This is a genomic window from Alterinioella sp., from assembly GCF_058343375.1.
The window spans coordinates 1-25,326 of sequence record NZ_JBTUJH010000007.1; the positions used below are offsets into that span (position 1 = coordinate 1).

Below are 25,326 nucleotides of genomic sequence, written 5' to 3' on the forward strand. Positions count from 1 at the left end.
TCGCTGCGCCGCGCATGCAGCACCGCCTCCATCGCGGCCATTTCCTCGGCGCGCTGATCGGCGGCCCCGCGCGGCATCATGGTTTCCTGATCCCAGCCAAGCCGGCCCATCACCTGCGCCAATGCCTCGGTTTCCTTTTGAAAACCCATCAGATCGCGATACGCGGTCATTTTGCCTGGCCCCGCCGCACGCTCTGCATCACCGGATAGATCGCCAGGAACCGCGCCCGCAGGATCAAAACGATGGTCACCACCGCGCCCAATTGGTGAATGATCGCCAGCGATAGCGGCGAGGAATTCATCAGCGTCACGATACCCAACACCGCCTGCACCAGCACCATGGCCCCGGCCAGCCGCAATGCCCGGCGCGACGCGATCTTGCCCGAGCGGCGCGCCATCACGATCGCCGCCACCGCAACCGCGGCCAGCACATAGCCGATGATGCGATGGAAAAACTGCACCGTGCCGTCATTTTCAAAAATATTGCGCCAGAATGGCTCCAGCACCCACATATCGGGCGGAAAGAACCCGCCCGCCATCAACGGCCAGTCGGGGAAATTGCGCCCGGCATCAATGCCCGCCACCAAAGCCCCCACAATGACCTGCAAGAACCCAAGATGGAGCAATTCGGTGCTCCAGCGTTTGAGGCCCTTGTCGGTATTGCGCCGCGCCGCCAACAGCTCGGCCTCCTCGCGGCCAAGGCGCAGGATATACCAGGCGATCAGCCCGAGGATGAAAAAGGCCAGCCCCAGATGCATCGCCAACCGGTAGGAGGCGACATCGAGCATGCCGTCCTGCAACCCTGAGGACACCATCCACCAGCCAAGCGCGCCCTGGCTGCCGCCAAGCACGCCAACCAGCACGAACCGACCCGACCAGCCGCGTGGCATCCGCCCCGTGGCAGCCATGAACACAAAACCGCCAAACCAGATCAGACCAAGCACCCGGCCCAGTTGACGATGCCCCCATTCCCACCAGAAGATATATTTGAAATCCTCAAGCTGCATCGCGGAGTTTTGCAGCTGGAATTCCGGGGTCTGCTGATAGGCGGAAAATTCGTCCTGCCAATCCTCGGCCGATAGCGGCGGCAAGGCCCCGCTGATCGGGGCCCATTCGGTGATCGAGAGGCCGCTATCGGTCAGCCGGGTCAGCCCGCCGACCACGACCATGGCAACGACCAGCACAAACAGAACCATCAGCCAGGCCCGCGCAAAGCCGCGCCCGCGCCCCTGCCCCCGGGTCAGTGCGCCGGGCATGGGCGCGGGTTTTTCCGCGCTGTCGACTTCCTCGAAAATATTGCGTTTGCGGCTCATGCGCTGCCCCCTTCAAACATCTCGCTGCAAGACCTAGCCCCCTGCCCCGGCGGGTTCAAGCGCGCGCATCCGCGCGGTGGAATCCCTGCCACGCCATCAGCCGCGCTCCTTCCAGCGCACCATCTGGCGCAACACACCGTGCAATATCTGCACATCGGCGCGTGTCAGCGGCAGCCGGGCCCACATGTTGCGCAGGTTCACCCGCATCGTTGCCGCCTTGGTCTCGGGGAAAAAGAACCCGGCCGTCTCCAGCCGCTCCTCGAAATGATCACCCAGTTTCTCGATCTCCAGGCCGCTGGCAAAATCGGTCTTGGCCAGTTCCATCACCTCTGGCGCAATCTCAACCGATGCGCGGCGCCATTCATAGGCGACAAGCAGCACGCATTGGGCCAGATTGAGCGATGGGAAATCGGGGTTCACCGGCACCGAGATGATGGCATTGGCCAGCGCCACATCCTCATTCTCCAGCCCCGCATTTTCAGGACCGAACAGCACCGCCACCTTGCCACCGGCGCCATGAATGGCGCGCGCCTGCGCCATGGCGCGTTCGGGCGTGAGGATGGGTTTGGTCAGGCCGCGCACCCGGCCCGTGGTGGCAAAGATATAGGTGCAATCGCGGATCGCTTCTTCGGTCGTGGCCATGATTCCGGCCTGATCCAGCAGCCGCCCGGCCCCGCTGGCCAGGGCCACGGCGCGTTCATTGGGCCAGCCGTCGCGGGGCGCGACAACGCGCAGATGGGTCAGCGCGAAATTATACATCGCGCGGGCCGAGGCCCCGATATTTTCGCCCATCTGCGGACGGATAAGGACAAAGGCGGGGTCAGGCGTGGGATCGGTCATGACCGCCCTCGTAATCGGGCCGCAGCACTTAGGCAAGCAAGCCATTGTTCCGCGACGGCGCAGGCGCTATCAGGCGGGCAATGCTTGCAAAGGACCGCCCCGATGGCTGATGACGATACCCGCGATGCGCCGCAGATCTACCTGGTGACCCCGCCCGCATTTGATCTGGAAAGTTTCACCCCCCGCCTTGCGGCGGTGCTGGATGGCCATGAGATCGCCTGCCTGCGGCTGGCCCATGCCTCAAGCGATGGCGATGAGGTTGCGCGCGCCGCCGATGCGCTGCGCCTGATCGCGCATGAGCGCGATGTGCCACTGGTCATTGAACGTCATATCGGGCTGGTCGAACGGCTTGGTCTGGATGGCGTTCACCTGAGCGATGCGGCGCGTTCGGTGCGCGCAACCCGCAAGGATCTGGGCCCGGATGCCATTATCGGGGCCTTTTGCGGGGCCTCCGCCCATGACGGCATGAGCGCGGGCGAGGCCGGGGCCGATTACATCAGCTTCGGGCCGGTCGGAGACAGCCCGCTTGGCGATGGCACCCGGGCCGGGTCTGATCTGTTTGCCTGGTGGTCCGAGATGATCGAGCTGCCGGTGGTGGCCGAAGGCGCGCTGAATGTTGATCTGGTGGCCGCGCTTGCGCCGGTCACCGATTTCTTCGCCATCGGGCCGGAGATCTGGGGGGCCGAGGATGCCGCCCAGGCCCTGGCCGAGCTTACCGCCCCGTTGCGCTGAAACCCGCCCGCAGGGCCGCTTCGCAGGCCGCCGCCAAAGCCTTGCGATCGCTGAAGCCGGCCACATCAAGCGGCGGGTGGCAGGTTACATGCACCGCGCCCTGGCGGGGGGCTGCGAGAATTTTCAGCAGGCTTGGGCCGAAATCCATATCGCCCCACCAGGCATAGAACCGGGGATCGGCACCGGCCGGTGCCTGATACCGGATGGACACCGGCTGCACCTTTGTTCCATGCTTCATGTCATCTGCAAAGAACACTTCAAAAAGCGTTGATTTCAAAGGTAATATTCTCTGTCCATCCGTGCTGGTGCCCTCCGGGAAAAACACCAGAAGATCACCCGCCTTCATGCGCGCCTCCAACAGTGCCCGATGGCGCGCGGCCTCGGACCGGGCGCGGCGGATGAAAATCGTGCCGGTGCCGCGTGCCAGCCAGCCGATGCCGGGCCAGCCGGCCACCTCGGATTTGGACACAAAGGTCACGCGCGCGGCGGCGTTCAACACGAAAATATCCAGCCAGGCCGCGTGATTGGCCACGATCGCGCCGCCGCCAATCAGCGCTGAACCGTTCATGTTTCGCTTTAGGCCAATGATCCAAAGCGTTGTTATACATACGAATTGCGTGATCCATGGCGTCATGGGTCTGCGCGCCCCGAAAATCAGGCTCTCGGGCAGGCGCAGTATCAGCAGCGCGGGGAAACTGATCATCAGCAGCGCCGCAACCGGCAAGCCGCGCAGCAGCACCCGCGCCCATCCGGCGGCAGTGATCGGCACCGGTTCGGGCCTGTCGCCATCATCCCAGGTGCTCATGCCCGAAGGCCTTGGCCGTAGCGGGCACGCTGGTGCCGCGGAATCTTGGCGACATCCATGACCAGGCAGATATCGGTGGTATTGAAGGGCCGGTCGATAAACGCCCCGTCACCGACGAACCCGCCCATTCTGAGATAGGCCTTGATCAGCGCCGGAATGGCCCGGCTGGCGGCGGCCCGATCCAGATCCCGCTCTGCAATCAGATCCATGCGCTGATAGCCATTCGCACGCGCCCGCACGCGGATCGGCTCTGGTGCCAGATGGCGGTGATGCAGGAATGACAGCGGAGCCGCCAGGGGGGCAATATCGGTGCCGTGGAATGATGCGACGCCGAACATCAGCTCGATGCCATGGGCCTCGACATAGCCCGCCAGACCGGTCCACAGATGCATCATCGCCGTGCCGCCGCGATAATCAGGATGCAGGCAGGAGCGGCCAAGTTCCAGCAGGTGCCGCCCCGAGGCGCGCAGGCAGTCCAGATCATATTCATCATCGCAGTAGAATTGACCGGCCTCATCGGCCTGGGCCTCGCGCATCAGCCGGTAGACGCCGACGCATGGGTTGCCCGCGCGGCCATGATCGAGCAGCATCAGATGGTCAAAGAACGGGTCGAACCGATCCGCCTCCAGCCGGGCACCGTGATCGACCATATCGCCATCGCCGCCCAGTTCGGCCACGAACACCTCGTATCGCAGGTTCTGCACCAGCGCCAGATCGGGTTTGCCCCGCGCCAGGCGCAGTTCCAGTTGGGCATCGTCGATGAACATCTGCGGGTCCTGTGCTTGCTGATCCGGGCACGCCATGACGAGGTAGGCGATTGCCCGCCGGTTTGCAACGCCGCGCGGCCCTCTGTTAGGGTTGTGTTAACCTTCCTCGCAGTAGCGTTCGCTGACATGTGAGATAGCCCGAAGGAGGGGTCAGGGTTCGATGATCAGACCGATACGCGCACCATTGATCACCACCTTGCCCGCATGTTCGAAATTTACCGTGATGCGCCCGTCAATGTTGGATTGCACCTGGCCAAGCCCCCATTCGGGCTGGTCGGGGTGGCGCACCAGCATCCCCGGTTCCAGCATCGCATTGAGACCTTTTGACATAGTGGAGCACCTATTTCATGGATGACCGGCAGGATTTTCCGCCCAGTGACCTGGCACAGCTTGTCGGCTCGCGACTGTGCCATGACCTTGTAAACCCGATCAGCGCAATTTCCAACGGGTTGGAGCTGCTGGCCCTGTCCGGCGCCGCCCCCACCCCCGAGATCGAGCTGATCGGCGACGCGGTCAAGGATGCGCTGGCGCGGATCCGGTTTTTCCGCATCGCCTTTGGGGCCGCCCGCCCCGGTGAGACGATCTCGGCCCGCGAAACCCGTGAGGTGCTGGCGGGGCTGTATGGGACCGGTCGGCTGGAGGTCAAATGGCAGGTTACCGAGGATCTGCCGCGCGCCGAGGTCAAGCTTGGCTTTCTGATCCTGAACAGTGCCGAAACCGCCTTTCCGCTTGGCGGCACAATTTGCATTTCGCGCGGGGCCAGCGGATGGCAACTGACCGCAACCGGGCGCAAACTGTCGGTTGAGGATTCCAATTGGCTGGCGCTGATGGCACCGGGTCTGACAGCGGCCCCGCCCCCGGACCGGGTGCAATTTGCCCTTCTGACACAAGAGATTGCGGCCCGTGGCGGCGGCCTGACGGTCACGGTTGATGCCGACGCGCGGAGCCTGGAAATGGAGGTGACGGGTTAGACCGGGGCAAGCCCGGCGCGAAACTGGCGCATCTTGCCCTGATAGCTGCTGGCGGAGGCCAGAATACCCTGCCGCGCGGCGGCGTCCAGGCGGCGCATAACCTTGCCCGGCGCGCCCATCACCAGCGAATGATCGGGGATTTCCTTGCCCTCGGTAATCAGCGCACCCGCCCCGATCAGACAGCCCCGCCCGATCTTTGCACCGTTCAGAACCGTGGCCCCCATGCCGATCAGGCTGCCCTCACCGATGACACATCCATGCAGCATCGCCATATGGCCGATGGTGCAGTTGGCGCCAATTTCCAGCGGAAACCCCATATCGGTATGCAGCACGCAGTTTTCCTGGATATTGCTGCCGGAACCGACCCGGATTTCTTCATTGTCGCCACGTAATGTGGCCCCGAACCAGACCGAGGCCCCGGCCTCCAGCACAATCTTTCCGATCAGATTGGCATCCGGCGCAACCCAAGCGTCATCGTCCAGAACGGGTGCGACCCCTTCAAATGAATATATCATTCCTGCCCCTCGATAAATTCCTGATGCAACAGGCGGACATGATCGGCCAGCCCGGGCTGCTGTTCGCGGCGCAGACGTTCGGCCTGCACGATGGTCTTGAGCTGCGCTTCGGTGCTGTCCAGATCGTCATTGACCAGCACGTAATCATAACCGTCCCAATGGCTGATCTCATCCCAGGATTTCTGCATCCGTTTGGCGATGGTCTCAGAATCATCCTGGCCGCGCGCCTCAAGCCGGCGGCGCAATTCGGTGATCGAGGGCGGCAACAGAAAGATCGACAGCGTATGGCGCCCCAGAACCGAATTTCGGATCTGCTGTGCGCCCTGCCAATCGATGTCAAAAAGCACATCGCGCCCGGCATCAATGGCCGCGCGCACCGGGGCCAGCGGCGAGCCGTAGAAATGGCCGAAGACATGCGCATGTTCCAGCATCGCGCCATCGGCGACACGGGCCTGAAAGGCGCTCTTGTCGAGGAAATGGTAATCCTTGCCATCGACCTCGCCGGGGCGCGGGGCCCGGGTGGTGGCGGATACCGAAAAGCTGAGCGAAGGATCCCAGGCCATCAACCGCTTGGCCAATGTCGATTTTCCGGCCCCCGAGGGCGAGGACAGGATGATCAGAAGACCGCGGCGCGGTTGGTTCAGGGACATCATCACTCCAGGTTCTGCACTTGCTCGCGCATCTGATCGATCAGCAGTTTGAGGTCAAGCCCGACCTGGGTCAGCGCGCCGTCACCCGATTTTGAACACAGCGTATTGGCCTCGCGGTTGAACTCCTGCATCAGGAAATCAAAGCGCCGCCCGATCGGGCCATCGGTGGCGATCAGCGCCTCGGCGGCGTCTATATGGGCGCGCAAGCGGTCAATCTCTTCGGTGACATCGGTCTTGACGGCCAGCACGGCCAGTTCCTGCGCGATGCGGTCAGGGTCCATCGGCTCGGATGTGGCAAGCAGTCTGGCGACATTGTCGCGCAGGCGGTCGGCGGCGGCATCGCTGCGTGCGGCCGCCATGGCAGCGGCGCGGGCAATCAGCGGGCGCATCTGGGCGATCTGCCCATTCAGCGTATCAGCAAGCGCCGCGCCCTCAGCGGCGCGCGCGCCAAGGAACGCCGCGACCAGCGCGTCAAATTCGGCCAGCAACAGATCATCGCCCGGCATCGCGATCTCGGCCCCGTCATTGGTCAGAACGCCCTGCATCGACAGGATATCGGTGGGCCGGGCGCTGGTCATGTGCAGCCCTTCCGCCATCGCGGCCCGTTCGACATGCGCAATCGCCGCCAGCGCGCCCAGAAGCGCCGGTTCACTGACGCTGAGACTGCCGCTTGCCGCCTCACGGGTCAGGCGCAGGTTCAGCGTGACCGAGCCACGCGAAAGACGGGCCTTCAGCCGGTCCCGCAGGGTCTTTTCCATCCGGCCAAGCCGCTCCGGCAGGCGCATTCTGAGGTCCAGCCCCTTGCCATTCACGCTGCGCAATTCCCAGGCGCGGATGGTGCCGTCACCGGCCATATCAAGGGCCGCAAAGCCCGTCATCGAATTAACCACTTAAGATATTCCCCCCTGCTCGTTCATTTTTAGACGTGTTATTAAGAATTGGGTAAGGATTTCGGGCGTAGCGTTAACACAAGGGAACGTGTGACGCCAAGGCCGGGGAGTTTCTGGGGGCCTAATGTTGGTAGGAGCGCGTCACTCGTGAGCCAGGTTTCTGTAACACCAAGCAATGTCGTTGCCCTTTGGCAGCGCCGGGATGCCATGATCAATCCAGTTGTGAGTGACCTTATTCGGTATTGGGAGGGCCTGCGCCAGGGGGCGGATGTGCCGCGCCGGGCCGATGTCGATCCGCGCGAGATCAGCGAAGCGCTGTCTTACGCCTTCATCCTCGATCATATCCGCCCGGGCACGGTCCGGTTTCGGCTGGCCGGTCAGCACCTGACCGAGCTGATGGGCATGGATGTGCGCGGTATGCCGCTGCGGTCATTCTTTGAGCTGTCAGACCGCAAGCGTCTGATGGAACACGTGGAAATGGTATTTGAAGGGCCCTGTTCGCTGGATATCGAACTGGTATCGGATGCCCAGGGCCGCGCGCCGCTGGATGGCCGCATGACCTTGATGCCGCTGAAAGACAGCGAAGGCCGCGTCAGCCGTGCGCTTGGCATCATGGTCACCGATGGGGTGATCGGATTGCCGCCGCGCCGGTTTCGCATTCGCCGCCCTTCCCTGCATCCGATCCAGCCGGGCAAGCCAATTGGCGATGCCATCGAGGCCCGCGCCACCGGCTTTGCGGAGGCACCGCGCCCCTATGACGAGCCGGGGCGCAGGCCCAGGCCCCGGTTGACGCTGTTGGATGGTGGCAAGCATTGAGGCCCTGATATTAACCGTGGATCTGCCACCGGAAAAAAAAGCCCCGGATGCCATTGCAGCAGCCGGGGCTTTTTCATGCCGTCATCAGGCCCGGTATTAACCAGTTGCCTGCGCCGGTGACACGCCGCGCGCCGACAGTTCCTCGGCCACGAGAAACGCCAGTTCCAGCGATTGCGAGGCGTTGAGGCGCGGATCACAGGCCGTGTGGTAACGATCCGACAGATCCTCATCGGTCACCGCGCGCACGCCACCAATGCATTCGGTCACATCCGACCCGGTCATCTCAAAATGCACGCCGCCGGGCACGGTGCCCTCGGCGCGATGGATGGCAAAGAATTCCTGCACTTCGCGCAGCACGCTGTCAAAGGGCCGGGTCTTGTAGCCGCTGGCCGATTTGATCGTGTTGCCATGCATCGGATCACAGGACCAGACCACATTGGCCCCTTCGCTGCGCACGGTTTCAATCAGACGCGGCAGGTGGTCGCCCACCGAACCGGCACCGAACCGCGCGATCAGGGTCAGCCGCCCGGCCTCGTTTTCCGGGTTCAGCCGCGCCATCAGCAGTTTCAGATCGTCAGCGGTCGTGGTCGGGCCGCATTTCAGGCCCACCGGGTTTTGCACACCACGGGCAAATTCGACATGCGCGCCATCAGGCTGACGGGTGCGGTCGCCGATCCAGATCATATGGCCCGAGCCGGCAACCGGCAGGCCGGAGGTCGAATCGATCCGGCACAGCGCCTCTTCATATTCCAGCAACAGCGCCTCATGGCTGGTATAGAAATCAACCGAGGCAAGCGTATGTGCGGTATCGGCGTTCAAACCGGCCGCCGACATGAAATCCAGCGCGTCCGAAATCCGGTTGGCCATGTCGCGATAGCGGTCGGCCTCATCATCCTTGGTAAAGCCGAGCGTCCAGGCATGGACCCGGTGGATATCGGCGAAACCACCCTGGCTGAAGGCGCGTATCAGGTTCAGCGTCGCCGCCGATTGGGTATAGGCCTGCAGCATCTTTTCCGGGTCCGGGCTGCGGGCCTCAGGGGTGAAATCAAGCTCGTTGATGATGTCACCACGGTAGGATGGCAATTCGACACCATCCCTGACCTCGGTCGGGGCCGAACGCGGCTTGGCGAATTGCCCGGCCATGCGGCCGACTTTCACCACCGGCACTTTCGCGCCATAGGTCAGCACCACCGCCATTTGCAGCATGACCTTATAGGTGTCACGGATCGCATCGGCCGAGAAATCGGCAAAGCTTTCGGCGCAATCGCCGCCCTGAAGCAAAAACGCCTCGCCGCGCGACACCGCCGCCAGCTGGCTTGTCAGACGCCGCGCTTCGCCGGCAAAAACCAGCGGCGGATAAAGCCCAAGCTGCGCCTCAACGCGGGCCAGGGCCGCTGCATCCAGATAATCGGGCATCTGCACCCGGGGTTTTTCGCGCCAGCCCGATTTCGTCCACGCCTGTGCCATCTTGGGCTCTCCTGATATCATGTCCGGGGTGGTTATACGCATCCCGCAGGCAGGGTCCAATGCGAAATTCCATTCACCGGGGGATTGCGCAGGGCGGGAAATGGTGTTTTCGCTGTAATGCAACAACGTCTTGCTGACGAAAATGGGAGTATGGCAGCAAAATGGTCGCCCTTTTGAACGGCGTGCCCAGGCACCCAAAGCGATTTGTCTTTGTGCTGATGGATCATTTCACCATGCTGAGCTGCGCCGGCGCGATAGATGCCCTGCGCATTGCCAACCGATTGGGCGGTGCAAAGCTGTATGACCTTTCCTTTGCCGGTGAGGGCGGCGTTGAGGCGCAGAGCAGTTCCGGCGCGGTCATGAAGCTTGAAATGGATCTTGAAGAGCTTGGCCGCGAAGACACGATCATCCTGTGCGGCGGGGTCCAGGTGCAGGCGGCCACAACGAAAAAGCTGATCAACTGGCTACGGCGCGAGGCCCGGCGCGGGGTGACCATGGGGGCGCTTTGCACCGCAGGCTTTGCACTGGCCAAGGCCGGGCTGCTGGATGGCAAACGCGCCACGATCCATTGGGAAAATCAGGACAGTTTTACCGAAGAGTTCGAAGATGTTCAGCTGACCAAATCGGTATTCGTGATTGATGGCAACCGCATGACAACGGCCGGCGGCACCGCGTCGATCGACCTGATGCTGACGCTGATTGCCACCGATCATGGCGAGGAACTGGCCAGCCAGGTCGCCGATCAGATGATCTATTCTTCGATCCGCACCGATCAGGATACGCAGCGCCTGTCGATCCCGACCCGGATCGGGGTGCGCCATCCCAAGCTCAGCCAGGTCATCCGGATGATGGAACAAAATATCGAGGAGCCAATCAGCCCCTCGATTCTGGCGCAGGAAGTGGGCATGTCCACGCGCCAGCTGGAGCGCCTGTTCCGGCGTTATCTGAACCGCAGCCCGAAACGCTATTACATGGAGCTGCGGCTGCAAAAGGCGCGCAATCTGCTGTTACAGACCGATATGAGCGTGATCAATGTGGCGCTGGCCTGCGGCTTTGCCTCGCCCTCGCATTTTTCCAAATGCTACCGGGCCCATTACGACACCACACCCTACCGCGAACGCGGCACGCAGGCAGCAAGGATTTTATCCTAGGTCTCGCGCAGCCGCGCCGCGCGCCCGCCGCGTCGGCCCTTTGCGGGCGGGCGTTCCAGCCCTTCGCGCAGCACCGCGGTCATCGGGTGGTCGGGGTTGTCGCCGGCATGGCGCGCCAGCAGGATCTGCAAATGCGGGGCCGGGTCGGGATCTGTCAGGCTGAGCGCCCAATCGACAAAGATCGACCGGCATTGGCTTTTGTCGATGCCCTCGATCCGATAGGATTCGCGGATCAGGTTCTTGGGGTCGCTGATATCGGTCATCCGGGATCCTTTGGCGGGTCGGTCATGGCATCCGCTATGATTGCCTCAGCCGCGGCCCGCATGCTTTCGGTTTTTGCGGCAAGTTCAGCGCCATCCGCGACATCCGTTTCACGCGCCAGAAAACGACGCCCGCCCAGGCCGACCTCATCGAGATCAAGGCGCCGGTCGGTCAAGAGCCGCGTCGCCTGGTTGAGACGGCTGTAATGGCGATGCGCCTGCGCCAGGGCGCGGGCATCATCGGGGTCAAGCCAGCCGATCGCAACGCCGGCCTCAAGCTGCCCCGCCACATCGCGCAGCGGGCTCGCGGCGATCAATGCGGCGGTTTCGGCAAGCAATTCGATATCCTTCATCCGGCCCGGACCTTCCTTGGCATCCAGCCCGTCGCCCGCCCGGCCTGCCGCGGCCAGCCGGTCGCGCATATCCTGCGCATCCGCAACAATGCGGGCAGGCGCGCGTGGGGCGTTCAGAACCTCAAGCCGGATCGCCTCGATATCATCCAGCAGGCCCGCGTCCCCGGCCAGAGGCCGGGCCCGCGTCAGCGCCAGATGTTCCCAGGTCCAGGCCTCGGTCAGCTGGTAATTGCGGTAGCTTTGCACCGAGGTCGCCACCGGCCCCTGACGGCCAGACGGCCTGAGCCGCATATCGACCTCGTAAAGCGTGCCCTCGCCGGTCGGGGCCGATAGCGCGGTGATCAGCGTCTTGGTGGCCTTGGCATACCAACCGCGCGCATCCAGCGGGCGGCGGCCCTCGGAGATCTCTTGCCCGTCCGCGTCATAGATCACGATCAGATCGAGATCGGAACCGGCCGAAAGCTGCCCGGCCCCCAGGCTGCCCATCGCCACCACCGCCCCGCCCCGCCCCGGCGCGGGCCCGTGTCGGCGCGCGACCTCGGCGCAGACCCGGGGCCACAGCGCCCGCACGATGGCACCGGCCAGCTGCGAATATTGCGACCCCGCCTCCTCGGAGGTGATCAGGCCGCGCAGGTGATGCACGCCGATGCGGAAATGCCATTCCTTTTTCCAGCGCCGCGTGGCGTTCAGCACATCCTCATAATCAAGCCCCGCCAGCCCCTCTTCCAGATCGGCCTGCAACGCCGCCTCGCCGGGCCAGTCGGCAAAGAACCCGCCGCCGATAACCGCATCCAGCACGCCCGAATTGCGCGACAGGTGCCGCGACAGGCCCGGTGCCGTGCCGCAGATATCGACGATCAGGTCAATCAGCGTCGGATTGGCTTCGAACAGGGAAAACAGCTGCACGCCGGCAGGCAGGCCATGCAGGAAGCCGTCAAAATTGGTCAGTGCCTCATCGGGGCGCGGGGTGTCCAGAAACCGCGCCAGAAGTTCGGGCTTGAGCCGGGCGAAAATAGCCTGCCCGCGCGCCGATCGCAGCGCCGGATAGCCGGGCCAGCGGGCGATGATCTCCTCGGCGGTGGGGCTCAGCTCCGGTTCCGGGGCCGGCGTGGCCGCTTGCGGTTTGAAAAACGGCTCGCAAAGCGCATCGACCCTGCGCAAACGGTCTTTCAGATCGGCACGGAACGCCATCACATCGCTTTGGCCACAGAAATTTGCCAGCCGCAAGAAACCTTCCGCATTCGATGGCAGGTCATGGGTCTGGGTATCATGGATCATCTGCAGCCGGTGTTCGGTCTCGCGGTGGGCGCGGTAATGATCGGTCAGCGCCGCCGCCACTGCGCCCTCGATCCAGCCCTTTTGCGCCAGCATCGCCAGCGCCGGAACCGTGGCGCGCAGCCGCAGATCGGGGTCGCGCCCGCCGGAAACGATCTGGCGGGTCTGGGCAAAGAATTCGATCTCGCGGATGCCGCCCGCCCCAAGCTTCATGTTATGGCCTTGCAGGGTGATCGGCCCGTGCAGCCCCTTATGCGTGCGGATCAACTGGCGCATGTTCTGGCTGTCTTCTATGGCCGCAAAATCGAGATGCTTGCGCCAGACAAAGGGCGTCAGGACGTTCAGGAATTTTTCGCCCGCCGCGATATCGCCCGCCGCCGCGCGCGCCTTGATATAGGCGGCGCGTTCCCAATTGCGCCCTTCGGCCTCATAGTAGCGTTCTGCCGCCGCCATCGAGATGCAGACCGGCGTGACGCTGGCATCGGGGCGCAGGCGCAGATCGGTGCGAAAGACATAGCCCTCGGCCGTGATGTCATTCAGCGTGGCGGCCATGCGGCGGGTGACGCGGATGAAACCGGCGCGCGCCTCCATCTCATCGCCGGCATCGAACCGGGTTTCGTCAAACAGGCAGATCAGGTCGATATCGGAGGAATAATTCAGCTCGCGCGCGCCCATCTTGCCCATCGCCAGCGCCACCATGCCGGCCCCGGTCTGCGCGTCTTCCTCGGTGATGCCGGGGATCTTGCCGCGCCGGGCCTCGGCCGCGATCAGACGGCGCAGGGTGACCGAAACGGCGGCATCGGCAAAATCAGTGAGCAGGCCGGTGACCTCTTCCAGCGTCCAGACCCCGCCCAGATCGGCAAGGGCCGCATAAAGATGCACCCGGCGTTTCAGGCGGCGCAGGCCCGATGCCAGATCGGCCAGATCCAGCGCTGCGGTTTCGGTCAACAATTCAGCGCGCACCTGCGCCGGTGAGGCGCTGAGAGCGGCCTCCAGCCAGCCGCTTTCGCGCGCGAAAAGCTGCGCCAGATAGGGGCTGCACCCGGCCGTGCCAATGATCAAGGGGCGCATCTCGGGGGGCAGACCGGGCAGATGGGTCAACGCATCGGCCCCCAGATCGGGATCGAAAGGAATGGGATGGCGGGTCAGGGCGGCAGTGAAACTCATGCAGCTTTGATGGCGGGCGGGGCCGCGGGCGTCAACGGGGATCGGGTTGCCTTGGTCCGGCGCAGGCGGCACAAAAGGCTCGCAGACAAGGGAGATAGAAATGAGCAAGAGCCTGAAACGGGTGGCCCGCGCGCTGGCCGATGCCGGATTGGCGGTGCAGGTGCAGGAGATGGCACAAGGCACCCGCACGGCGGCTGAGGCTGCTGCGGCGGCAGGCTGTGCGCTGGATCAGATCGCCAAATCGATCATCTTTCGCGGCCAATCCAGCGGCACCGCGCTGCTGTTCATCACGGCAGGCGGCAATCAGGTCTGTGCCGACAAGGCCAGCGCCCTGGCGGGTGAGGCCCTGGGCAAGGCCGATGCCGGGCTGATCCGGGCCCAGACCGGCTTTGCCATTGGCGGCGTGGCCCCTTTGGGCCATCTCAACCCGATCCGGGCCTGGGCCGATCCGCGCCTGTCCGATTTTGACCAGGTCTTTGCGGCGGCGGGCACTCCGCGCCACATCTTTTCCATCGCGCCGGGTGATCTGATGCGTCTCAGCGGGGCCGAGGCGGCGGATTTCATCCGCTGACTCTGGCCAGAACCGAGCGTGCCGCGCGCAGGCCCGGAGCCTCACCGCCCTGCCCGATCCGCGTCATCGTGGTGGCCATGGCCGCGCCCTGCGCCGCGCGCGCGGCCGGGTTCGAGGCCAGATCGACCAGCGCCGCGCCAATGGCGTCGGGCTGGCAGGCGGGCCCCAGAAATTCCGGGATCACGCGGGTATCGGAGACCAGATTGACCAGCGTAGCGGTATCAATCAGCGCCGCGCGGCGCATCAGGGCCCAGGTGATTCTGTTCATGTCATAGGCAATGACCATCGGCGTTGCGCTGGCCGCCAGTTCCAGCGACACCGTGCCCGAAGCCGCCAGCGCCAGATCCGCCGCCGCGAAGGCAGCGCGTTTTTGCCGGGCGGCGGCATCGCGTGACAGGCCGGTCGGGTCCAGCACCAGCGGGGCCAGCGGCCAATCGGCCAGAATTTCGGGCAGCATCGGCGCGATATGGGCGAGGGTCGGCAGAATGATCCGCAGATCGGGATGCGCGCCCAGCAACGGCGCGATGGCCTGACCGAATATCGGGGCCAGGCGGGTGATTTCCGACCGGCGCGATCCGGGCAGGACCAGCAATACCGGCGCATCGGGGGCAATGGCATGCGCGTTGCGGAAATCGGTGACTTCCGTCGCGCTGGCCAGGGGTTCTGCCACGACCGGGTGACCGACAAAATCGCAGCTCATGCCCGCTTCCTCCATAAGGGGAGGCTCGAACGGCAACAGCGCCAGCACATGGTCGATATGGCGGGCCATCTTTGTGGCCCGTTTCGGGCGCCAGGCCCAGACCGAGGGCGCGACATAGTGGATGGTCTGCAGATCGGGCGCGCCGGCCTTGACCTGCTTGGCCACCCGCAGGCAGAAATCGGGGCTGTCGATGGTGATCAGCGCGTCGGGGCGCAGATCGAGCACCGCGCGCGCGGCGCGGTCCTTCAGGGTAAAGAGTTCGCGCAGTTTCGGCAGCACCTCGGCCAGACCAAAGACCGACAGCCGCTCCATCGCAAACAGGCTCTGCAGTCCTTCTGCCGCCATCAGCGGCCCGCCAATACCGTGAAATTCCACCTCACCGGCCAGCGTTTTCAGCCCGGCCATCAGGGCTGCCCCCAGACGGTCGCCCGAAGGTTCGCCCGCAATCAGAAAAAACCGCAGCGCCATCAGACCGCCCAGAGGCCGACACCTGCCGCCTCGGCCGCATCACAGGTTGCCTCACGATCCAGGATCAGGACAGACCCGGCGGCAATCTCGATGCCCGAGAGGCCCGCTTCGGCGGCTTTCATCACGGTGGCCGGACCGATCACCGGCATGTCCATGCGAATATCCTGCCCCGGTTTGGGACGCTTGACGAACACACCGCCCGAATCCGGTGCGGTGACTGCCACGAAACGCAACATCGCATCGGTGCCTTGCAGGGTCTCGATCCCGATCACCTGACCGCCCGCCGCCACCGCGCCCTGCCCGATATCCAGCGGTCCGAGTGCCGCCAGAACCGCGCGGGCGCGGGCGGCATCGGCTTCCTGCGCGGCGCTGATCGCACCGATGATCGGGCCGGGTTCGGCGACCAGATCGGGGCGCAGGTCACGGGCCCCCTGCACGCAAAACCCCTGTTCCTCGAAAATCGCCGCTATTTCGCGCAGCAGCGTATCATCGCCCTGCCCGATTGCAGCGGCGATCCGGGGCATCAGCGCCATGGTTTCGGGATCCATCAGGGCCGGGTCAAGGGTCGGACGCGACAACGCGCCGGCAAAGATGAGATGGGTGATACCGGCCGCCCGCAGATCCTTGAACAGAGCACCAAACCGTTCAAACCGCGCCATGATCTCAGGGGCATCTTGCGGCTCGGACACAACGCCGTGCAGCCGCACCATATGGGCCGGTCCCGCCGCCAGCAACAGCCCCGGCAAAACCCCTGCCCCTGCGATGATTGCACGCGCCATCTGCCTATCCCGGTGTCAGAAAGGAGCGCTCGCTGGCCCCAAGAACAAAGGCCACCACGTCGCGCACATAGGCGCTTTCGGGGTTTTCGTCGGCCAGCCGCTGCGCCCGGTCAAGAAACGCGCCCTCGCCCTGGGCCAGCATCTGAAACGCGGCGCGCAGCGCGGTAATGTCGGAGCGCGCCACGCCGCGCCGTTTCAGCCCGACCAGATTGAGCCCGTCAAGCTGGCCGCGCGGGCCCTGCACCAGCCCGTAGGGAATGACATCATTGGTCACCATCGTGACCGCGCCGATAATGGCCCCCTTGCCGATGCGCACAAATTGATGGACGCCCGACAGACCGCCGATGATGACGTCATCTTCCAGCACGCAATGGCCCGCGATGGCGGCGGAATTGACCACAATCACCCGGTCGCCCACCTGCGTATCATGGGCAATATGGCAGCCCGCCATGAACAGCCCGTCATCGCCCACCCGGGTGATACCGCCGCCGCCTTCGGTGCCGCAATTCATCGTCACGCTTTCGCGGATGCGGTTGCGCGCGCCGATCACCAGCCGCGATTTCTCGCCCCTGAATTTCAGATCCTGCGGAATCTCACCGATAACCGAGAACGGGAAGATAACCGTTTCAGCGCCCACTTCGGTCTGGCCGTTCACCACCACATGGCTGCGCAGCTCGACGCTCTGGGCCAGGCGCACCTCGGGCCCGACCACGCAAAACGGGCCGATTGTGCAGCCCGGGCCGATGACGGCCCCGTCCTCGATCACCGCCGAGGGATGAATATGCGCAGAGGCATCAATTGCCATCGCCTCAGCCCTCCGTCGGCAGGTCCATCATTGCGGTGAACTCGGCCTCGCAGGCCAGGTCGCCCTCGACCTCGGCGCGGCCGAGAAATTTCCAGACCTTGCCACCGGGTTTGCCGCGGATTACGCTGATATGCAGTTCCAGCACATCACCGGGCACCACCTTGCGGCGAAACTTGCATTTGTCGATGGCCATGAAATAGACCAGAAATTCCTTGTCGGCCAGATCCGCAGACACCCCCACCATGACCGCCGATGCCTGCGCCATCGCCTCGATGATGGTGACGCCGGGCATGATTGGCAGGCCGGGAAAATGACCCTGAAAATGCGGCTCGTTCATGGTGACATTCTTGATGCCGACCGCCGATTGAAACGGCACGATTTCGCGCACCTTATCGACCAGAAGGAACGGGTAGCGATGCGGGATGATGCGCTGGATCAGGTCGATATCGGCGGTTGTGGGCGTCGCGGCTGTCATCGGGGATTTGGTCCTTCTTATTGCAGAGCCCTGTGGTAGCAATTCAGGCCCGACCCGACAAGCAGGTCAGGGCGTGCCGGTGCCGAGCTGGTCAAGGATCGGGCCTTCACCGCCATCGCCCATTTCGGCGTCGATGCGTTCCAGCGCCAGGTCGGTGATGTCGATGCCTTCAACGGAATAGATCACCGCGCGCGAATCCAGCACCGCCGCCGCGCCGCGTTCCTGCAGCAGCGCAACAAGTATCGGTGTCGTCGCCTGAATAAAGAACCGCCGCGCGGCATCGGCCTGCAGGGTCAGGCGGCGCAGACGTTCAGCCTGCTCAGAGCGGATGGCTTCGACGCGGGTGTCAAATTCATCCCCAAGCGGGCGAAATTCTTCGGCACTCATCTCGGCGCGCCGCGCCGTCAGCTGCAATTCTTCTTCCAGCAGCGCCGCCTCAATTTCGCGATTTTCACGCGCCAAGGCGCTTGTCGCGGCTTCGATCTCGGCCTGGACCCGCTGGCCAAAAAGCGATTCGGAAAACAGCCGCTCCTGATTGAGCATCACAACAGCCGGCCCTTCGATCTGGCCAAAGGAAAGCGGCTGCGCCGGAGCGGGGGATGCTGCCAGCAGGCTTACCCCCACCAGGGCACAGGCAAGCGGACGCATCCCCGCAACCAGTGGTCAGAACCGGGCTTCGATGGTGAAATCGAAGCTGCGGGTCTGATCATAGGCTTCCGCATCCAGAACACGGCTGAAATTGAACCGCAACGGGCCAATTTGCGTATCCCAGAAAATCGAGAACCCGATGGATTGGCGCAAATTCATGCTGTCATCGACAGGACCGCCAAGACCGGCCGTATTATCCAGCCCCCAAACCGTTCCGATATCGTAAAACAGGCCGCCAGTGATGCCATATTCTTCCGGCAGCCCAATCGGGAAGGCCGTTTCAAACCGGGCCACGACATAGTAATTGCCGCCAAGCGCATCGTCATCCGTAGAGGTATCCGTCAGGTCGCGCGGGCCGACGCCATTTGTTTCAAACCCGCGCAGCTGGCGGGAATTCAGCCGGAACCGTTCCGTGACCCGGCTGTTGCCGGACAACATATTGAGCGCGCCGCCCTCCAGCGTGGCCCTGATCGATACTTCCTCGCGCAGGATCGCGGTTTCGGCCGTCGCCGATGCGGTGGAGATGATATATTCGCGGTCGCCGCCGACCCCGGCAAATTCCTGACCAAACCGAAACCGCAGGCCGGCATTCGGGTTCAGCCCCGAACCGCGCGTGTCATAGACGTAATCATACCCGATGGAAGAGGTGACGAATTCGCCCTCTTCGGCAATCAGAATCGGCGAAGATGTCAGGGGCACGTTCAGGATGCTGTCCAGGCTGTAGCTGTAGAACAGGCCAAACCGGCTGTTGGCCGAAAGCGGGAAGCCGAATGAGGGCCGGATACCGTAATTGAGCGTATCAAACGTGGCATCAGCGGACTCGGTCGTGGTGTAATTGGCGCTGAACCCGAAGGCCACGTCACGGCCCAGAAAGGCGGGTTCCGAGAAGGCGAAATTGAAACTGCGCGTCGCCTCGGACGTATCAAACCCAAAGCTCAAGGACTGACCGCGCCCCAGAAAGTTGCGCTCCGAAAATGACACGTTCAGCCCGACGCCGGAATCAGTGGAGAAACTGGCGCCAAAACCGAGCGACCCGGTCGGCGTTTCCTCGACATTCACATCGATGATAACCTGACCTTCGCCGGAACCGGGGCGCGCGGCCACCTGGGCATCGGCAAAAAAGCCCAGGGCGCGGATGCGTTCGGCCCCCTGTCTGATCTCGCGCGGGTCCAGCGGGTCGCCTTCGGCGGTGCGGAACTGGCGGCGGATCACACGATCCAACGTGGTGGCATTGCCCTCGATGTCGATCCGTTCCACGAAAACCCGGTCGCCCCGGGTGATGGCGAATTCGATATCCAGGGTCAGGGTCTCGTCATTGCGGGTCAGGCGCGGCTCGACCCGGATGAAGCGCAGGCCTTGTTGGGTGGCCAGGTTTTCCAGACGCGTGATCGTATTGTCGACCAGACGCGGCGAATAGGTCACGCCGGAGCGCAGCCGGATGACGGCCTGATATTCATCGGCGTCAATACCCGGCACATCGGTGACGGTGGTGATCTCGCCGATCGAAAAGCGTTGCCCCTCGCGGATATTGAAGGTGACGAAATAGGCGTTGCGTTCGCGCGACAGTTCAGAGGTTACGCTTTGCACGACAAAGTCGATATAGCCGCGTTCGCGGTAGAAATCGGTCAGCAATTGCTGGTCAAACGCAACCCGGTCGGCAATGAATGTATCAGACCGGATCAGGGTGCGGAAAATGCCCGCTTGCGTGCTTTCCAGTGCCCGGCGCAGGCGGCGGTCGGAAAAGGCGCGGTTGCCGACAAAGGCGATCCGCTCGGTTTCGACGACGCGGCCTTCGGTTACTTCAAAGACCAGATCGACCCGGTTGTCGCTGCGCCGGATGATCAGCGGCACCACGGTGGCGGCCAGACGGCCCTGAAGCTGATAGGCTTCGATGATTTCGGCCGCGTCGGCCTCGGCCTGGGAGGGCGAATAGACGCGGCGCGGCTGCGACGACAGCAAGGGCAACAGATCCTCATCATCGAGGCGCCGGTTGCCTTCGATATTGATGCGGTTGATGGTGGGATATTCCTGCACGATGATCACCAGCACAGACCCGCGCGGCACCAGTTCGACCATTTCGAACAGGGTGGAGTTCTGCAAGCGTTGCCGGGCATCGTTGAGCTGACCCGCCGTCACCGTTTCATTGCGCGGGATGGCCGCGAATGTCAGCACCGTGGCGGCGTCAACCCGCTGCGTTCCCTGCACGTCAAAGCTGGAAAACCGATAGGTCTGCGCCTCGGCGTTGCCCGACAGCGCGAACAGCACCGTAACGAGCAACATGAAGGCGGCTGCCAGCTGCCCCCCACGCCTGAAAATACCTGCACCAAAACCCATCGAATCCGCCCCGCCGTATTAAAGCTCTTGCAAGATGCTCTACCGCGCGCGGAAAGGCTTGTCAAAACGCCAAATACCACAGGGGTGGAGGTATTTATCCACAGTGGCACAAGATATACATGTTTGCAGATATCGGGCTGCGATCAGCGCCGCAGCGGAATTTTTCGGCGAAATCAGAGACTCACAAGCCATCCGGCAACGGTGAGCGCGCCGATGATGGTCAGGGGCACCAGAAAACGGTCCAGGTTGACCTCGACAAGCATGCTGAACGAACGGTAGTTTTGATTGATGATTTTCATCGGTCTGGCCTCATCTTCGGGCAGAGGAACGTTCTGCACAGGCCCATATCTGCCCCTCGAATGGGGCAGGATTTGGGCACTGACATGGCCGATTCACGAAATCTTCACCCCTTGGCTATGGCATGTCTCGGAAAACATGCATCCCTTGACGCTGCCTGAAATCAGGGATTTCAACGCGGTCCAAGCGATGCACCCTGTCGCAAATTTTCCGGGACATGCTTTATGGGCAGAACAGGTCATTGGTGAGTGCAAACAGCATCAAGCCAAGGATCAATGTCAGCCCCACGGTCATGAAGATGCGCAGCGCCTTGTCTGATGGCGGACGCCCTGCCACGGCCTCGTAGGCATGAAACAGCAGATGGCCGCCATCGAGCACCGGAATCGGAAACAGGTTCAGCAGTCCGACCGCCGTGGACAGCACCGCCACAAACCAGAAAAACGTATCCAGGCCCTGGCTTGCGGCCGCGCCCGAGGTTTCGGCGATGCCGATCGGCCCTTGCAGGTTACAGCTTGAGATTGCGCCGGTAATCATGTGCCACAGGCCCGATAGCGATGTTTGCACGACAAGAACAACGGTCGAGGCCCCGGCAGTCACCGCCTGGCCCAGACCGATACGTTCAATCTCGGGGCTGAAGAAAAGGCCGCCGGTGACGCCAATCAGCCAACGGGTTTCAAAGCCACCCTCGGGGGATGGCAGATCCATCCGCCGCGGGGCCAGCGCGATCTCGATCATTTCGCCATCGCGCCAGACGTCAAGCGCCAGTTCCGCCCCTTCGCTGGCTTCAACCGCATCGCGCAGCTGATTGAAGGCATAGACCGGCACGCCGTCGATGCGGCGGATCACATCGCCCTCGGCCAGGCCGGCATCCATCGCGGCCGATCGCGGCGTGACGCTGCCGATCACCGGGATCAGCGGAAAGGACGCATCAACCGTCAACGCCTCACCGTCGCGCAGGATGTCATAGCGCAGCGTCGCGGCGGGCGGCAATGTGCGGCCAAGTTCGAACACATCAGACAGGGTTTCGACCGGCGCGCCTTCGATGGCGGTGATCTCATCGCCAATCTCGAGCACCAGAATATCGGCGGGCATGGCACGAATATCGCCGACGCGCGGGGCATCGGATGCCTGGCCGGAAATCAAAAGAATGGTCGCAAAGATCACAATCGAAAGGATGAAGTTGAAGATGGGCCCTGCGGCAACCGTCGCGGCCCGCGCCCAAAGCGGTGCGCCATGCATTGACCGGCGCCGTTCCTGCGCATCCAATGCATCTATCGCCGCGCCATCCTTGCCCGAGGCCGCATCAGCATCACCCAGAAACTTGACATAGCCGCCAAAGGGCAGCGCCGCCAATTGCCATTTCGTGCCATGCCGGTCCACCCGCGAGGCCAGCACCGGGCCAAAGCCGAGCGAAAACACCTCGGCATGGATGCCGGTCCAGCGCCCGACGATGTAATGGCCATATTCATGGATCGCCACGATGATCGACAACGCCACCACAAAGGCGATGATGGTAAAGGCAAAATTGCCGAATTGCGGAATAAGTTCGGTCACGCGTGTTTCTCCTGTCTCAGGCTGGCCTGCTCGGCTGCTCTTATCCTTGCCAGATGGTCTGTTTCGGTCACGGTCTCAAGGGTGTTGATGGCATCGGCAAGGCGAAACTCGCGCGACATCGCGTTCATTGTGTCCGCAACCACCGGGGCCATGTCCATGAAACCGATATTTCCGGCGATGAAATGATCCAGCGCGACCTCCTTGGCGGCATTGAAGACGGCCCCGGCATGGCCGCCGATATCCATCACATCGCGCGCCAGGGACAGGGCCGGATAGCGGGCGATGTCAGCGGCCCGGAAATCGAGCCGGCCAATCTGGCTCAGGTCGATGCGCGCCACCGGCAAATGGCTGCGCTCGGGCCAATTCAGCGCATAGCCGATGGCATGGCGCATATCCGGCGCACCAAGATGGGCCATCATGGCCCCATCGGTAAATCCCACCAGCGCATGAATGATGCTTTGCGGGTGAATAACGGTTTCGATACTTGCCGGTGCAATCCCGAAAAATTCATGCGTTTCAATAAGTTCAAGGGCCTTGTTGAACATAGACGCGCTGTCGATCGTGATCCTTTGGCCCATATCCCAATTCGGATGCGTTGAGGCATCGCCCGGCGTGGCATATTGCAGCCGATCCGCCGACCAGTCACGCAAGGCCCCGCCCGAGGCGGTGATGATGACCTTTTCGACAGCCGCAATATCTTCGCCCACCAATGCCTGAAACACCGCTGAATGTTCGCTGTCGACCGGCAGGATGCGGGCCCCGTGGCGGGCGGCCTCTGCCATCAGCAACGGGCCCGCCGTGACCAGGCTTTCCTTGTTGGCCAGCGCCAGCGTGGTGCCATGTTGCAGCGCCCGAAACCCCGGTGCCAGCCCGGCCGCGCCGACGATGGCCGACATGATCCAATCGGCGGGGCGCTCGGCGGCCTCGGCAATGGCCTGTGTCCCGGCGGCAACCGCGACGTCCGTGCCCGCCAGTGCGGCGCGCAGATCGGGCAGGCAGCCCGGGTAGCAGGTGACGGCGATCTCGGCCCCGAATTCACGCGCATCGGCGGCCAGCCGCGCCACGTTTCGCCCGCCGGTCAGCGCCACCACCTCGATCCGGTCCCGATCCCGCCGGATCAGATCCAGCGTGTTCTGCCCGATCGATCCCGTGGCCCCGAAAATGCTGATCCTGCGGGTCATTGCCAGAGCCCGAAACCGGCCATCGCCAGCGTTGCCGCCGCCCCTGCCCCGGCCATGGCATCAAACCGGTCCAGCACACCGCCATGGCCCGGAATGAGATTCGAGGAATCCTTGACACCGACCCGTCGCTTGACGGCGCTTTGCGCGATATCGCCCAATTGCGCCGCCAGCGCCAGAACGGGTGCCACCACAAACACGAACAGCGGCTCGAACCCCAACAACACCACCGCCACAGCGCTGGCCGCGATCCAGCCCGCCACCGTGCCCGACCATGTTTTCTTGGGGCTGACGCGCGGCCAGAATTTCGGGCCGCCCAGAATCCGGCCCGCGAAATAGCCGGCAATATCAGAGGCCACGACAACGCCGACAACAAACAACACAAAGATAAACCCATGCACGACGCGCAGGTAGAACATGCCGATGACCGCGAACAGAAACAGGGCCCCATAGGTGCAATAGACCCACCGGTGGCGCAGGTCGATGCTCTGCACACCGGCCCAAAGCGCGACGCCCAGAAACGGAATGATCCAGGGCGTAAGAGCCAGATTGTCCAAAAACCCATAGCCCGAAGCCAGCGCGAAAATCTGCGCCGCCAGAACCGCAAATACCGCCAGCGCGGCAATCGCCCCGGCGCGCCTGGCGACGGTGCCGCCAAGCATCCGGTGCAATTCCCACATGCCGATGGCACCAAGCGCAATCAGACCCGCCGCCAAGGGCAAGCCGCCAATATAGAGCAGGCCGAACCCGACCCCCGCCATGACCACGCCCGAGATCAGCCGCGGTGCCAGATCGCCCCATTTTCCCGCAACGCTCATGACTCTACTGCGCCGAACCGCCGGTCACGGCGGCCAAACCGCGCCACGACCGTGGCAAATTCAGCCTGGTTGAAATCCGGCCAGAGCGTGTCGATGAACTCATATTCGGCATAGGCTGACTGCCATAGCAGAAAGTTGGAAATGCGCGCCTCTCCGCTGGTGCGAATGACCAGATCGGGGTCGGGCAGAAAATAGGTATCAAGGTATTTCGGCAGAGTTTCATCATCAATGTCACGCGGTTCAAGCTTGCCCGCCGCCACGTCATAGGCCAGCCGCTGCGTCGCGCGCGCCACCTCGTCGCGGCCCCCGTAATTCAGCGCAATGGTCAGATGCACGCCGTCATTTTCGGCCGTCAGCAGTTCCAGATCATCCATCATTTCCTGCAATCGCGCCTCCAGCCGGACGCGATCACCGATAAACCGCACGCGCACATTCTTTGAATGCAATTCCGCAGCCTTGGCCAAAATGAACCGCTTGAAAAGCCGCATCAGACCGGCCACTTCGGATTGCGTGCGTTTCCAGTTCTCGGTCGAGAAGGCAAACATCGTCAGATATTTGACGCCAAGATCCGGGCAGGCCTCAACGATCTCCTGCACCCGCTTGGCCCCGGCATGATGGCCCACCAGACGCGGGCGTTTGCGCAATTGCGCCCACCGGCCATTGCCATCCATGATAATCGCCACATGCCGCGGAGGGGTCGGTGCTTGGTCCTTGGGGGCCATGGGCGC

General features: G+C 63.3%; 27 protein-coding genes and 1 pseudogene. 5 read left to right on the top strand and 23 right to left on the bottom strand.

What is annotated here, in order from left to right:
- The 3 genes and pseudogenes from ACW8PS_RS01045 to ACW8PS_RS01055 all read right to left on the bottom strand — a co-directional run.
- A pseudogene (locus ACW8PS_RS01045) lies at window positions 1-170 on the bottom strand (carboxypeptidase M32); the annotation flags it as partial.
- Window positions 167-1,312, bottom strand: a complete 1,146-nt coding sequence (gene ctaA / locus ACW8PS_RS01050; RefSeq protein WP_491525394.1) for a heme A synthase — start codon at window positions 1,310-1,312, stop codon at window positions 167-169. The pseudogene ACW8PS_RS01045 and the gene ctaA, both read right to left, overlap by 4 nt.
- Before the next feature lie 96 nt (window positions 1,313-1,408).
- On the bottom strand, window positions 1,409-2,152 hold the full coding sequence (locus tag ACW8PS_RS01055) for an RNA methyltransferase (protein ID WP_491525395.1): 744 nt from the start codon (window positions 2,150-2,152) through the stop codon (window positions 1,409-1,411).
- 102 nt (window positions 2,153-2,254) lie between these two features.
- Here ACW8PS_RS01055 and ACW8PS_RS01060 point away from each other — a divergent pair, with 102 nt between their 5' ends.
- Window positions 2,255-2,884, top strand: coding sequence for a thiamine phosphate synthase (locus tag ACW8PS_RS01060; RefSeq protein WP_491525396.1), 630 nt, complete (start codon window positions 2,255-2,257; stop codon window positions 2,882-2,884).
- On the opposite strand, the gene olsA is transcribed toward ACW8PS_RS01060, so the two are convergent.
- From olsA to ACW8PS_RS01075, 3 genes are all read right to left on the bottom strand, one after another.
- The gene (olsA, locus tag ACW8PS_RS01065; RefSeq protein WP_491525397.1) at window positions 2,865-3,689 is read right to left on the bottom strand and encodes a lyso-ornithine lipid O-acyltransferase; all 825 of its coding nucleotides are present in this window, start codon (window positions 3,687-3,689) and stop codon (window positions 2,865-2,867) included. The two genes, ACW8PS_RS01060 and olsA, sit on opposite strands and share 20 nt — an antisense overlap.
- Window positions 3,686-4,456 carry an L-ornithine N(alpha)-acyltransferase gene (gene olsB, locus ACW8PS_RS01070; RefSeq protein WP_491525398.1) on the bottom strand — a complete coding sequence of 257 codons (771 nt, stop codon included), beginning with the start codon at window positions 4,454-4,456 and terminating at the stop codon, window positions 3,686-3,688. Before olsB ends, olsA begins: the two co-directional genes overlap by 4 nt.
- 150 nt (window positions 4,457-4,606) lie before the next feature.
- Window positions 4,607-4,786: a DUF3553 domain-containing protein gene (locus tag ACW8PS_RS01075; RefSeq protein ID WP_491525399.1), complete on the bottom strand. Its 180-nt coding sequence runs from the start codon at window positions 4,784-4,786 to the stop codon at window positions 4,607-4,609.
- Window positions 4,787-4,803: 17 nt separating this feature from the next.
- Here ACW8PS_RS01075 and ACW8PS_RS01080 point away from each other — a divergent pair, with 17 nt between their 5' ends.
- Entirely contained in the window at window positions 4,804-5,427 is a 624-nt protein-coding gene (locus tag ACW8PS_RS01080) for a histidine phosphotransferase family protein (RefSeq protein WP_491525400.1), read from the top strand.
- Here ACW8PS_RS01080 and ACW8PS_RS01085 read toward each other — a convergent pair.
- The 3 genes from ACW8PS_RS01085 to ACW8PS_RS01095 are packed head-to-tail and all read right to left on the bottom strand — an operon-like array spanning window position 5,424 to window position 7,482.
- Entirely contained in the window at window positions 5,424-5,942 is a 519-nt protein-coding gene (locus ACW8PS_RS01085) for a gamma carbonic anhydrase family protein (RefSeq protein WP_491525401.1), read from the bottom strand. The genes ACW8PS_RS01080 and ACW8PS_RS01085 overlap by 4 nt on opposite strands.
- Window positions 5,939-6,592, bottom strand: coding sequence for a guanylate kinase (gene gmk / locus ACW8PS_RS01090; RefSeq protein WP_491525402.1), 654 nt, complete (start codon window positions 6,590-6,592; stop codon window positions 5,939-5,941). Before gmk ends, ACW8PS_RS01085 begins: the two co-directional genes overlap by 4 nt.
- A 2-nt stretch (window positions 6,593-6,594) precedes the next feature.
- Entirely contained in the window at window positions 6,595-7,482 is an 888-nt protein-coding gene (locus ACW8PS_RS01095) for a YicC/YloC family endoribonuclease (RefSeq protein ID WP_491525403.1), read from the bottom strand.
- Between the two features lie 222 nt (window positions 7,483-7,704).
- Here ACW8PS_RS01095 and ACW8PS_RS01100 point away from each other — a divergent pair, with 222 nt between their 5' ends.
- A complete protein-coding gene (locus tag ACW8PS_RS01100; protein WP_491525404.1) occupies window positions 7,705-8,298 on the top strand; it encodes a PAS domain-containing protein in 594 nt (197 codons plus the stop codon).
- Window positions 8,299-8,394: 96 nt separating this feature from the next.
- On the opposite strand, the gene ACW8PS_RS01105 is transcribed toward ACW8PS_RS01100, so the two are convergent.
- The gene (locus ACW8PS_RS01105; RefSeq protein WP_491525405.1) at window positions 8,395-9,765 is read right to left on the bottom strand and encodes a class II 3-deoxy-7-phosphoheptulonate synthase; all 1,371 of its coding nucleotides are present in this window, start codon (window positions 9,763-9,765) and stop codon (window positions 8,395-8,397) included.
- A gap of 161 nt (window positions 9,766-9,926) precedes the next feature.
- On the opposite strand from ACW8PS_RS01105, the gene ACW8PS_RS01110 reads away from it, so the two are divergent.
- Window positions 9,927-10,916, top strand: coding sequence for a GlxA family transcriptional regulator (locus ACW8PS_RS01110; RefSeq protein ID WP_491525406.1), 990 nt, complete (start codon window positions 9,927-9,929; stop codon window positions 10,914-10,916).
- Here the strand turns inward: ACW8PS_RS01110 and ACW8PS_RS01115 are convergent.
- Together ACW8PS_RS01115 and ACW8PS_RS01120 are read right to left on the bottom strand one after the other, a co-directional pair.
- Window positions 10,913-11,179, bottom strand: coding sequence for a hypothetical protein (locus tag ACW8PS_RS01115; RefSeq protein WP_491525407.1), 267 nt, complete (start codon window positions 11,177-11,179; stop codon window positions 10,913-10,915). The genes ACW8PS_RS01110 and ACW8PS_RS01115 overlap by 4 nt on opposite strands.
- The gene (locus ACW8PS_RS01120) at window positions 11,176-13,971 is read right to left on the bottom strand and encodes a [protein-PII] uridylyltransferase family protein (RefSeq protein ID WP_491525408.1); all 2,796 of its coding nucleotides are present in this window, start codon (window positions 13,969-13,971) and stop codon (window positions 11,176-11,178) included. The genes ACW8PS_RS01115 and ACW8PS_RS01120 overlap by 4 nt, the downstream gene beginning before the upstream one ends.
- 100 nt (window positions 13,972-14,071) lie before the next feature.
- Here ACW8PS_RS01120 and ACW8PS_RS01125 point away from each other — a divergent pair, with 100 nt between their 5' ends.
- Entirely contained in the window at window positions 14,072-14,542 is a 471-nt protein-coding gene (locus ACW8PS_RS01125; RefSeq protein WP_491525409.1) for a YbaK/EbsC family protein, read from the top strand.
- Here ACW8PS_RS01125 and lpxB read toward each other — a convergent pair.
- From lpxB to uppS, 11 genes are all read right to left on the bottom strand, one after another.
- Complete coding sequence (gene lpxB, locus ACW8PS_RS01130) at window positions 14,532-15,704, bottom strand: lipid-A-disaccharide synthase (RefSeq protein ID WP_491525471.1); 1,173 nt, start codon at window positions 15,702-15,704, stop codon at window positions 14,532-14,534. The two genes, ACW8PS_RS01125 and lpxB, sit on opposite strands and share 11 nt — an antisense overlap.
- Window positions 15,705-15,709: 5 nt before the next feature.
- Window positions 15,710-16,489: an LpxI family protein gene (locus ACW8PS_RS01135; RefSeq protein WP_491525410.1), complete on the bottom strand. Its 780-nt coding sequence runs from the start codon at window positions 16,487-16,489 to the stop codon at window positions 15,710-15,712.
- 4 nt (window positions 16,490-16,493) lie between these two features.
- Window positions 16,494-17,294: an acyl-ACP--UDP-N-acetylglucosamine O-acyltransferase gene (lpxA, locus tag ACW8PS_RS01140; RefSeq protein ID WP_491525411.1), complete on the bottom strand. Its 801-nt coding sequence runs from the start codon at window positions 17,292-17,294 to the stop codon at window positions 16,494-16,496.
- A gap of 4 nt (window positions 17,295-17,298) precedes the next feature.
- Window positions 17,299-17,769: a 3-hydroxyacyl-ACP dehydratase FabZ gene (fabZ, locus tag ACW8PS_RS01145; RefSeq protein ID WP_491525412.1), complete on the bottom strand. Its 471-nt coding sequence runs from the start codon at window positions 17,767-17,769 to the stop codon at window positions 17,299-17,301.
- Window positions 17,770-17,835: 66 nt separating this feature from the next.
- Entirely contained in the window at window positions 17,836-18,417 is a 582-nt protein-coding gene (locus ACW8PS_RS01150; RefSeq protein WP_491525413.1) for an OmpH/Skp family outer membrane protein, read from the bottom strand.
- 15 nt (window positions 18,418-18,432) lie between these two features.
- On the bottom strand, window positions 18,433-20,697 hold the full coding sequence (gene bamA / locus ACW8PS_RS01155) for an outer membrane protein assembly factor BamA (protein WP_491525414.1): 2,265 nt from the start codon (window positions 20,695-20,697) through the stop codon (window positions 18,433-18,435).
- Window positions 20,698-20,924: 227 nt separating this feature from the next.
- The gene (locus ACW8PS_RS01160) at window positions 20,925-21,050 is read right to left on the bottom strand and encodes a hypothetical protein (RefSeq protein ID WP_491525415.1); all 126 of its coding nucleotides are present in this window, start codon (window positions 21,048-21,050) and stop codon (window positions 20,925-20,927) included.
- Between the two features lie 220 nt (window positions 21,051-21,270).
- Entirely contained in the window at window positions 21,271-22,602 is a 1,332-nt protein-coding gene (rseP, locus tag ACW8PS_RS01165) for an RIP metalloprotease RseP (RefSeq protein WP_491525416.1), read from the bottom strand.
- A complete protein-coding gene (gene dxr, locus ACW8PS_RS01170) occupies window positions 22,599-23,783 on the bottom strand; it encodes a 1-deoxy-D-xylulose-5-phosphate reductoisomerase (RefSeq protein ID WP_491525417.1) in 1,185 nt (394 codons plus the stop codon). Before dxr ends, rseP begins: the two co-directional genes overlap by 4 nt.
- Window positions 23,780-24,598: a phosphatidate cytidylyltransferase gene (locus tag ACW8PS_RS01175; RefSeq protein WP_491525418.1), complete on the bottom strand. Its 819-nt coding sequence runs from the start codon at window positions 24,596-24,598 to the stop codon at window positions 23,780-23,782. The genes dxr and ACW8PS_RS01175 overlap by 4 nt, the downstream gene beginning before the upstream one ends.
- Window positions 24,595-25,320 carry an undecaprenyl pyrophosphate synthase gene (uppS, locus tag ACW8PS_RS01180; RefSeq protein ID WP_491525419.1) on the bottom strand — a complete coding sequence of 242 codons (726 nt, stop codon included), beginning with the start codon at window positions 25,318-25,320 and terminating at the stop codon, window positions 24,595-24,597. Before uppS ends, ACW8PS_RS01175 begins: the two co-directional genes overlap by 4 nt.
- Between the last annotated feature and the right edge of the window lie 6 nt (window positions 25,321-25,326).

Bases quoted from the DNA above. Each gene is read 5' to 3' on its own strand.
- ACW8PS_RS01150 (WP_491525413.1), bottom strand. From the start codon at position 18,417: ATGCGTCCGCTTGCCTGTGCCCTGGTGGGGGTAAGCCTGCTGGCAGCA.
- fabZ (WP_491525412.1), bottom strand. From the start codon at position 17,769: ATGACAGCCGCGACGCCCACAACCGCCGATATCGACCTGATCCAGCGC.
- uppS (WP_491525419.1), bottom strand. From the start codon at position 25,320: ATGGCCCCCAAGGACCAAGCACCGACCCCTCCGCGGCATGTGGCGATT.
- ACW8PS_RS01110 (WP_491525406.1), top strand. From the start codon at position 9,927: ATGGTCGCCCTTTTGAACGGCGTGCCCAGGCACCCAAAGCGATTTGTC.
- dxr (WP_491525417.1), bottom strand. From the start codon at position 23,783: ATGACCCGCAGGATCAGCATTTTCGGGGCCACGGGATCGATCGGGCAG.
- ACW8PS_RS01085 (WP_491525401.1), bottom strand. From the start codon at position 5,942: ATGATATATTCATTTGAAGGGGTCGCACCCGTTCTGGACGATGACGCT.
- ACW8PS_RS01175 (WP_491525418.1), bottom strand. From the start codon at position 24,598: ATGAGCGTTGCGGGAAAATGGGGCGATCTGGCACCGCGGCTGATCTCG.
- ACW8PS_RS01115 (WP_491525407.1), bottom strand. From the start codon at position 11,179: ATGACCGATATCAGCGACCCCAAGAACCTGATCCGCGAATCCTATCGG.
- ACW8PS_RS01075 (WP_491525399.1), bottom strand. From the start codon at position 4,786: ATGTCAAAAGGTCTCAATGCGATGCTGGAACCGGGGATGCTGGTGCGC.
- ACW8PS_RS01160 (WP_491525415.1), bottom strand. From the start codon at position 21,050: ATGAAAATCATCAATCAAAACTACCGTTCGTTCAGCATGCTTGTCGAG.
- ACW8PS_RS01105 (WP_491525405.1), bottom strand. From the start codon at position 9,765: ATGGCACAGGCGTGGACGAAATCGGGCTGGCGCGAAAAACCCCGGGTG.
- ctaA (WP_491525394.1), bottom strand. From the start codon at position 1,312: ATGAGCCGCAAACGCAATATTTTCGAGGAAGTCGACAGCGCGGAAAAA.
- ACW8PS_RS01135 (WP_491525410.1), bottom strand. From the start codon at position 16,489: ATGGCGCGTGCAATCATCGCAGGGGCAGGGGTTTTGCCGGGGCTGTTG.
- ACW8PS_RS01120 (WP_491525408.1), bottom strand. From the start codon at position 13,971: ATGAGTTTCACTGCCGCCCTGACCCGCCATCCCATTCCTTTCGATCCC.
- lpxA (WP_491525411.1), bottom strand. From the start codon at position 17,294: ATGGCAATTGATGCCTCTGCGCATATTCATCCCTCGGCGGTGATCGAG.
- ACW8PS_RS01055 (WP_491525395.1), bottom strand. From the start codon at position 2,152: ATGACCGATCCCACGCCTGACCCCGCCTTTGTCCTTATCCGTCCGCAG.
- bamA (WP_491525414.1), bottom strand. From the start codon at position 20,697: ATGTTGCTCGTTACGGTGCTGTTCGCGCTGTCGGGCAACGCCGAGGCG.
- ACW8PS_RS01080 (WP_491525400.1), top strand. From the start codon at position 4,804: ATGGATGACCGGCAGGATTTTCCGCCCAGTGACCTGGCACAGCTTGTC.
- olsB (WP_491525398.1), bottom strand. From the start codon at position 4,456: ATGTTCATCGACGATGCCCAACTGGAACTGCGCCTGGCGCGGGGCAAA.
- gmk (WP_491525402.1), bottom strand. From the start codon at position 6,592: ATGTCCCTGAACCAACCGCGCCGCGGTCTTCTGATCATCCTGTCCTCG.
- ACW8PS_RS01125 (WP_491525409.1), top strand. From the start codon at position 14,072: ATGAGCAAGAGCCTGAAACGGGTGGCCCGCGCGCTGGCCGATGCCGGA.
- ACW8PS_RS01060 (WP_491525396.1), top strand. From the start codon at position 2,255: ATGGCTGATGACGATACCCGCGATGCGCCGCAGATCTACCTGGTGACC.
- olsA (WP_491525397.1), bottom strand. From the start codon at position 3,689: ATGAGCACCTGGGATGATGGCGACAGGCCCGAACCGGTGCCGATCACT.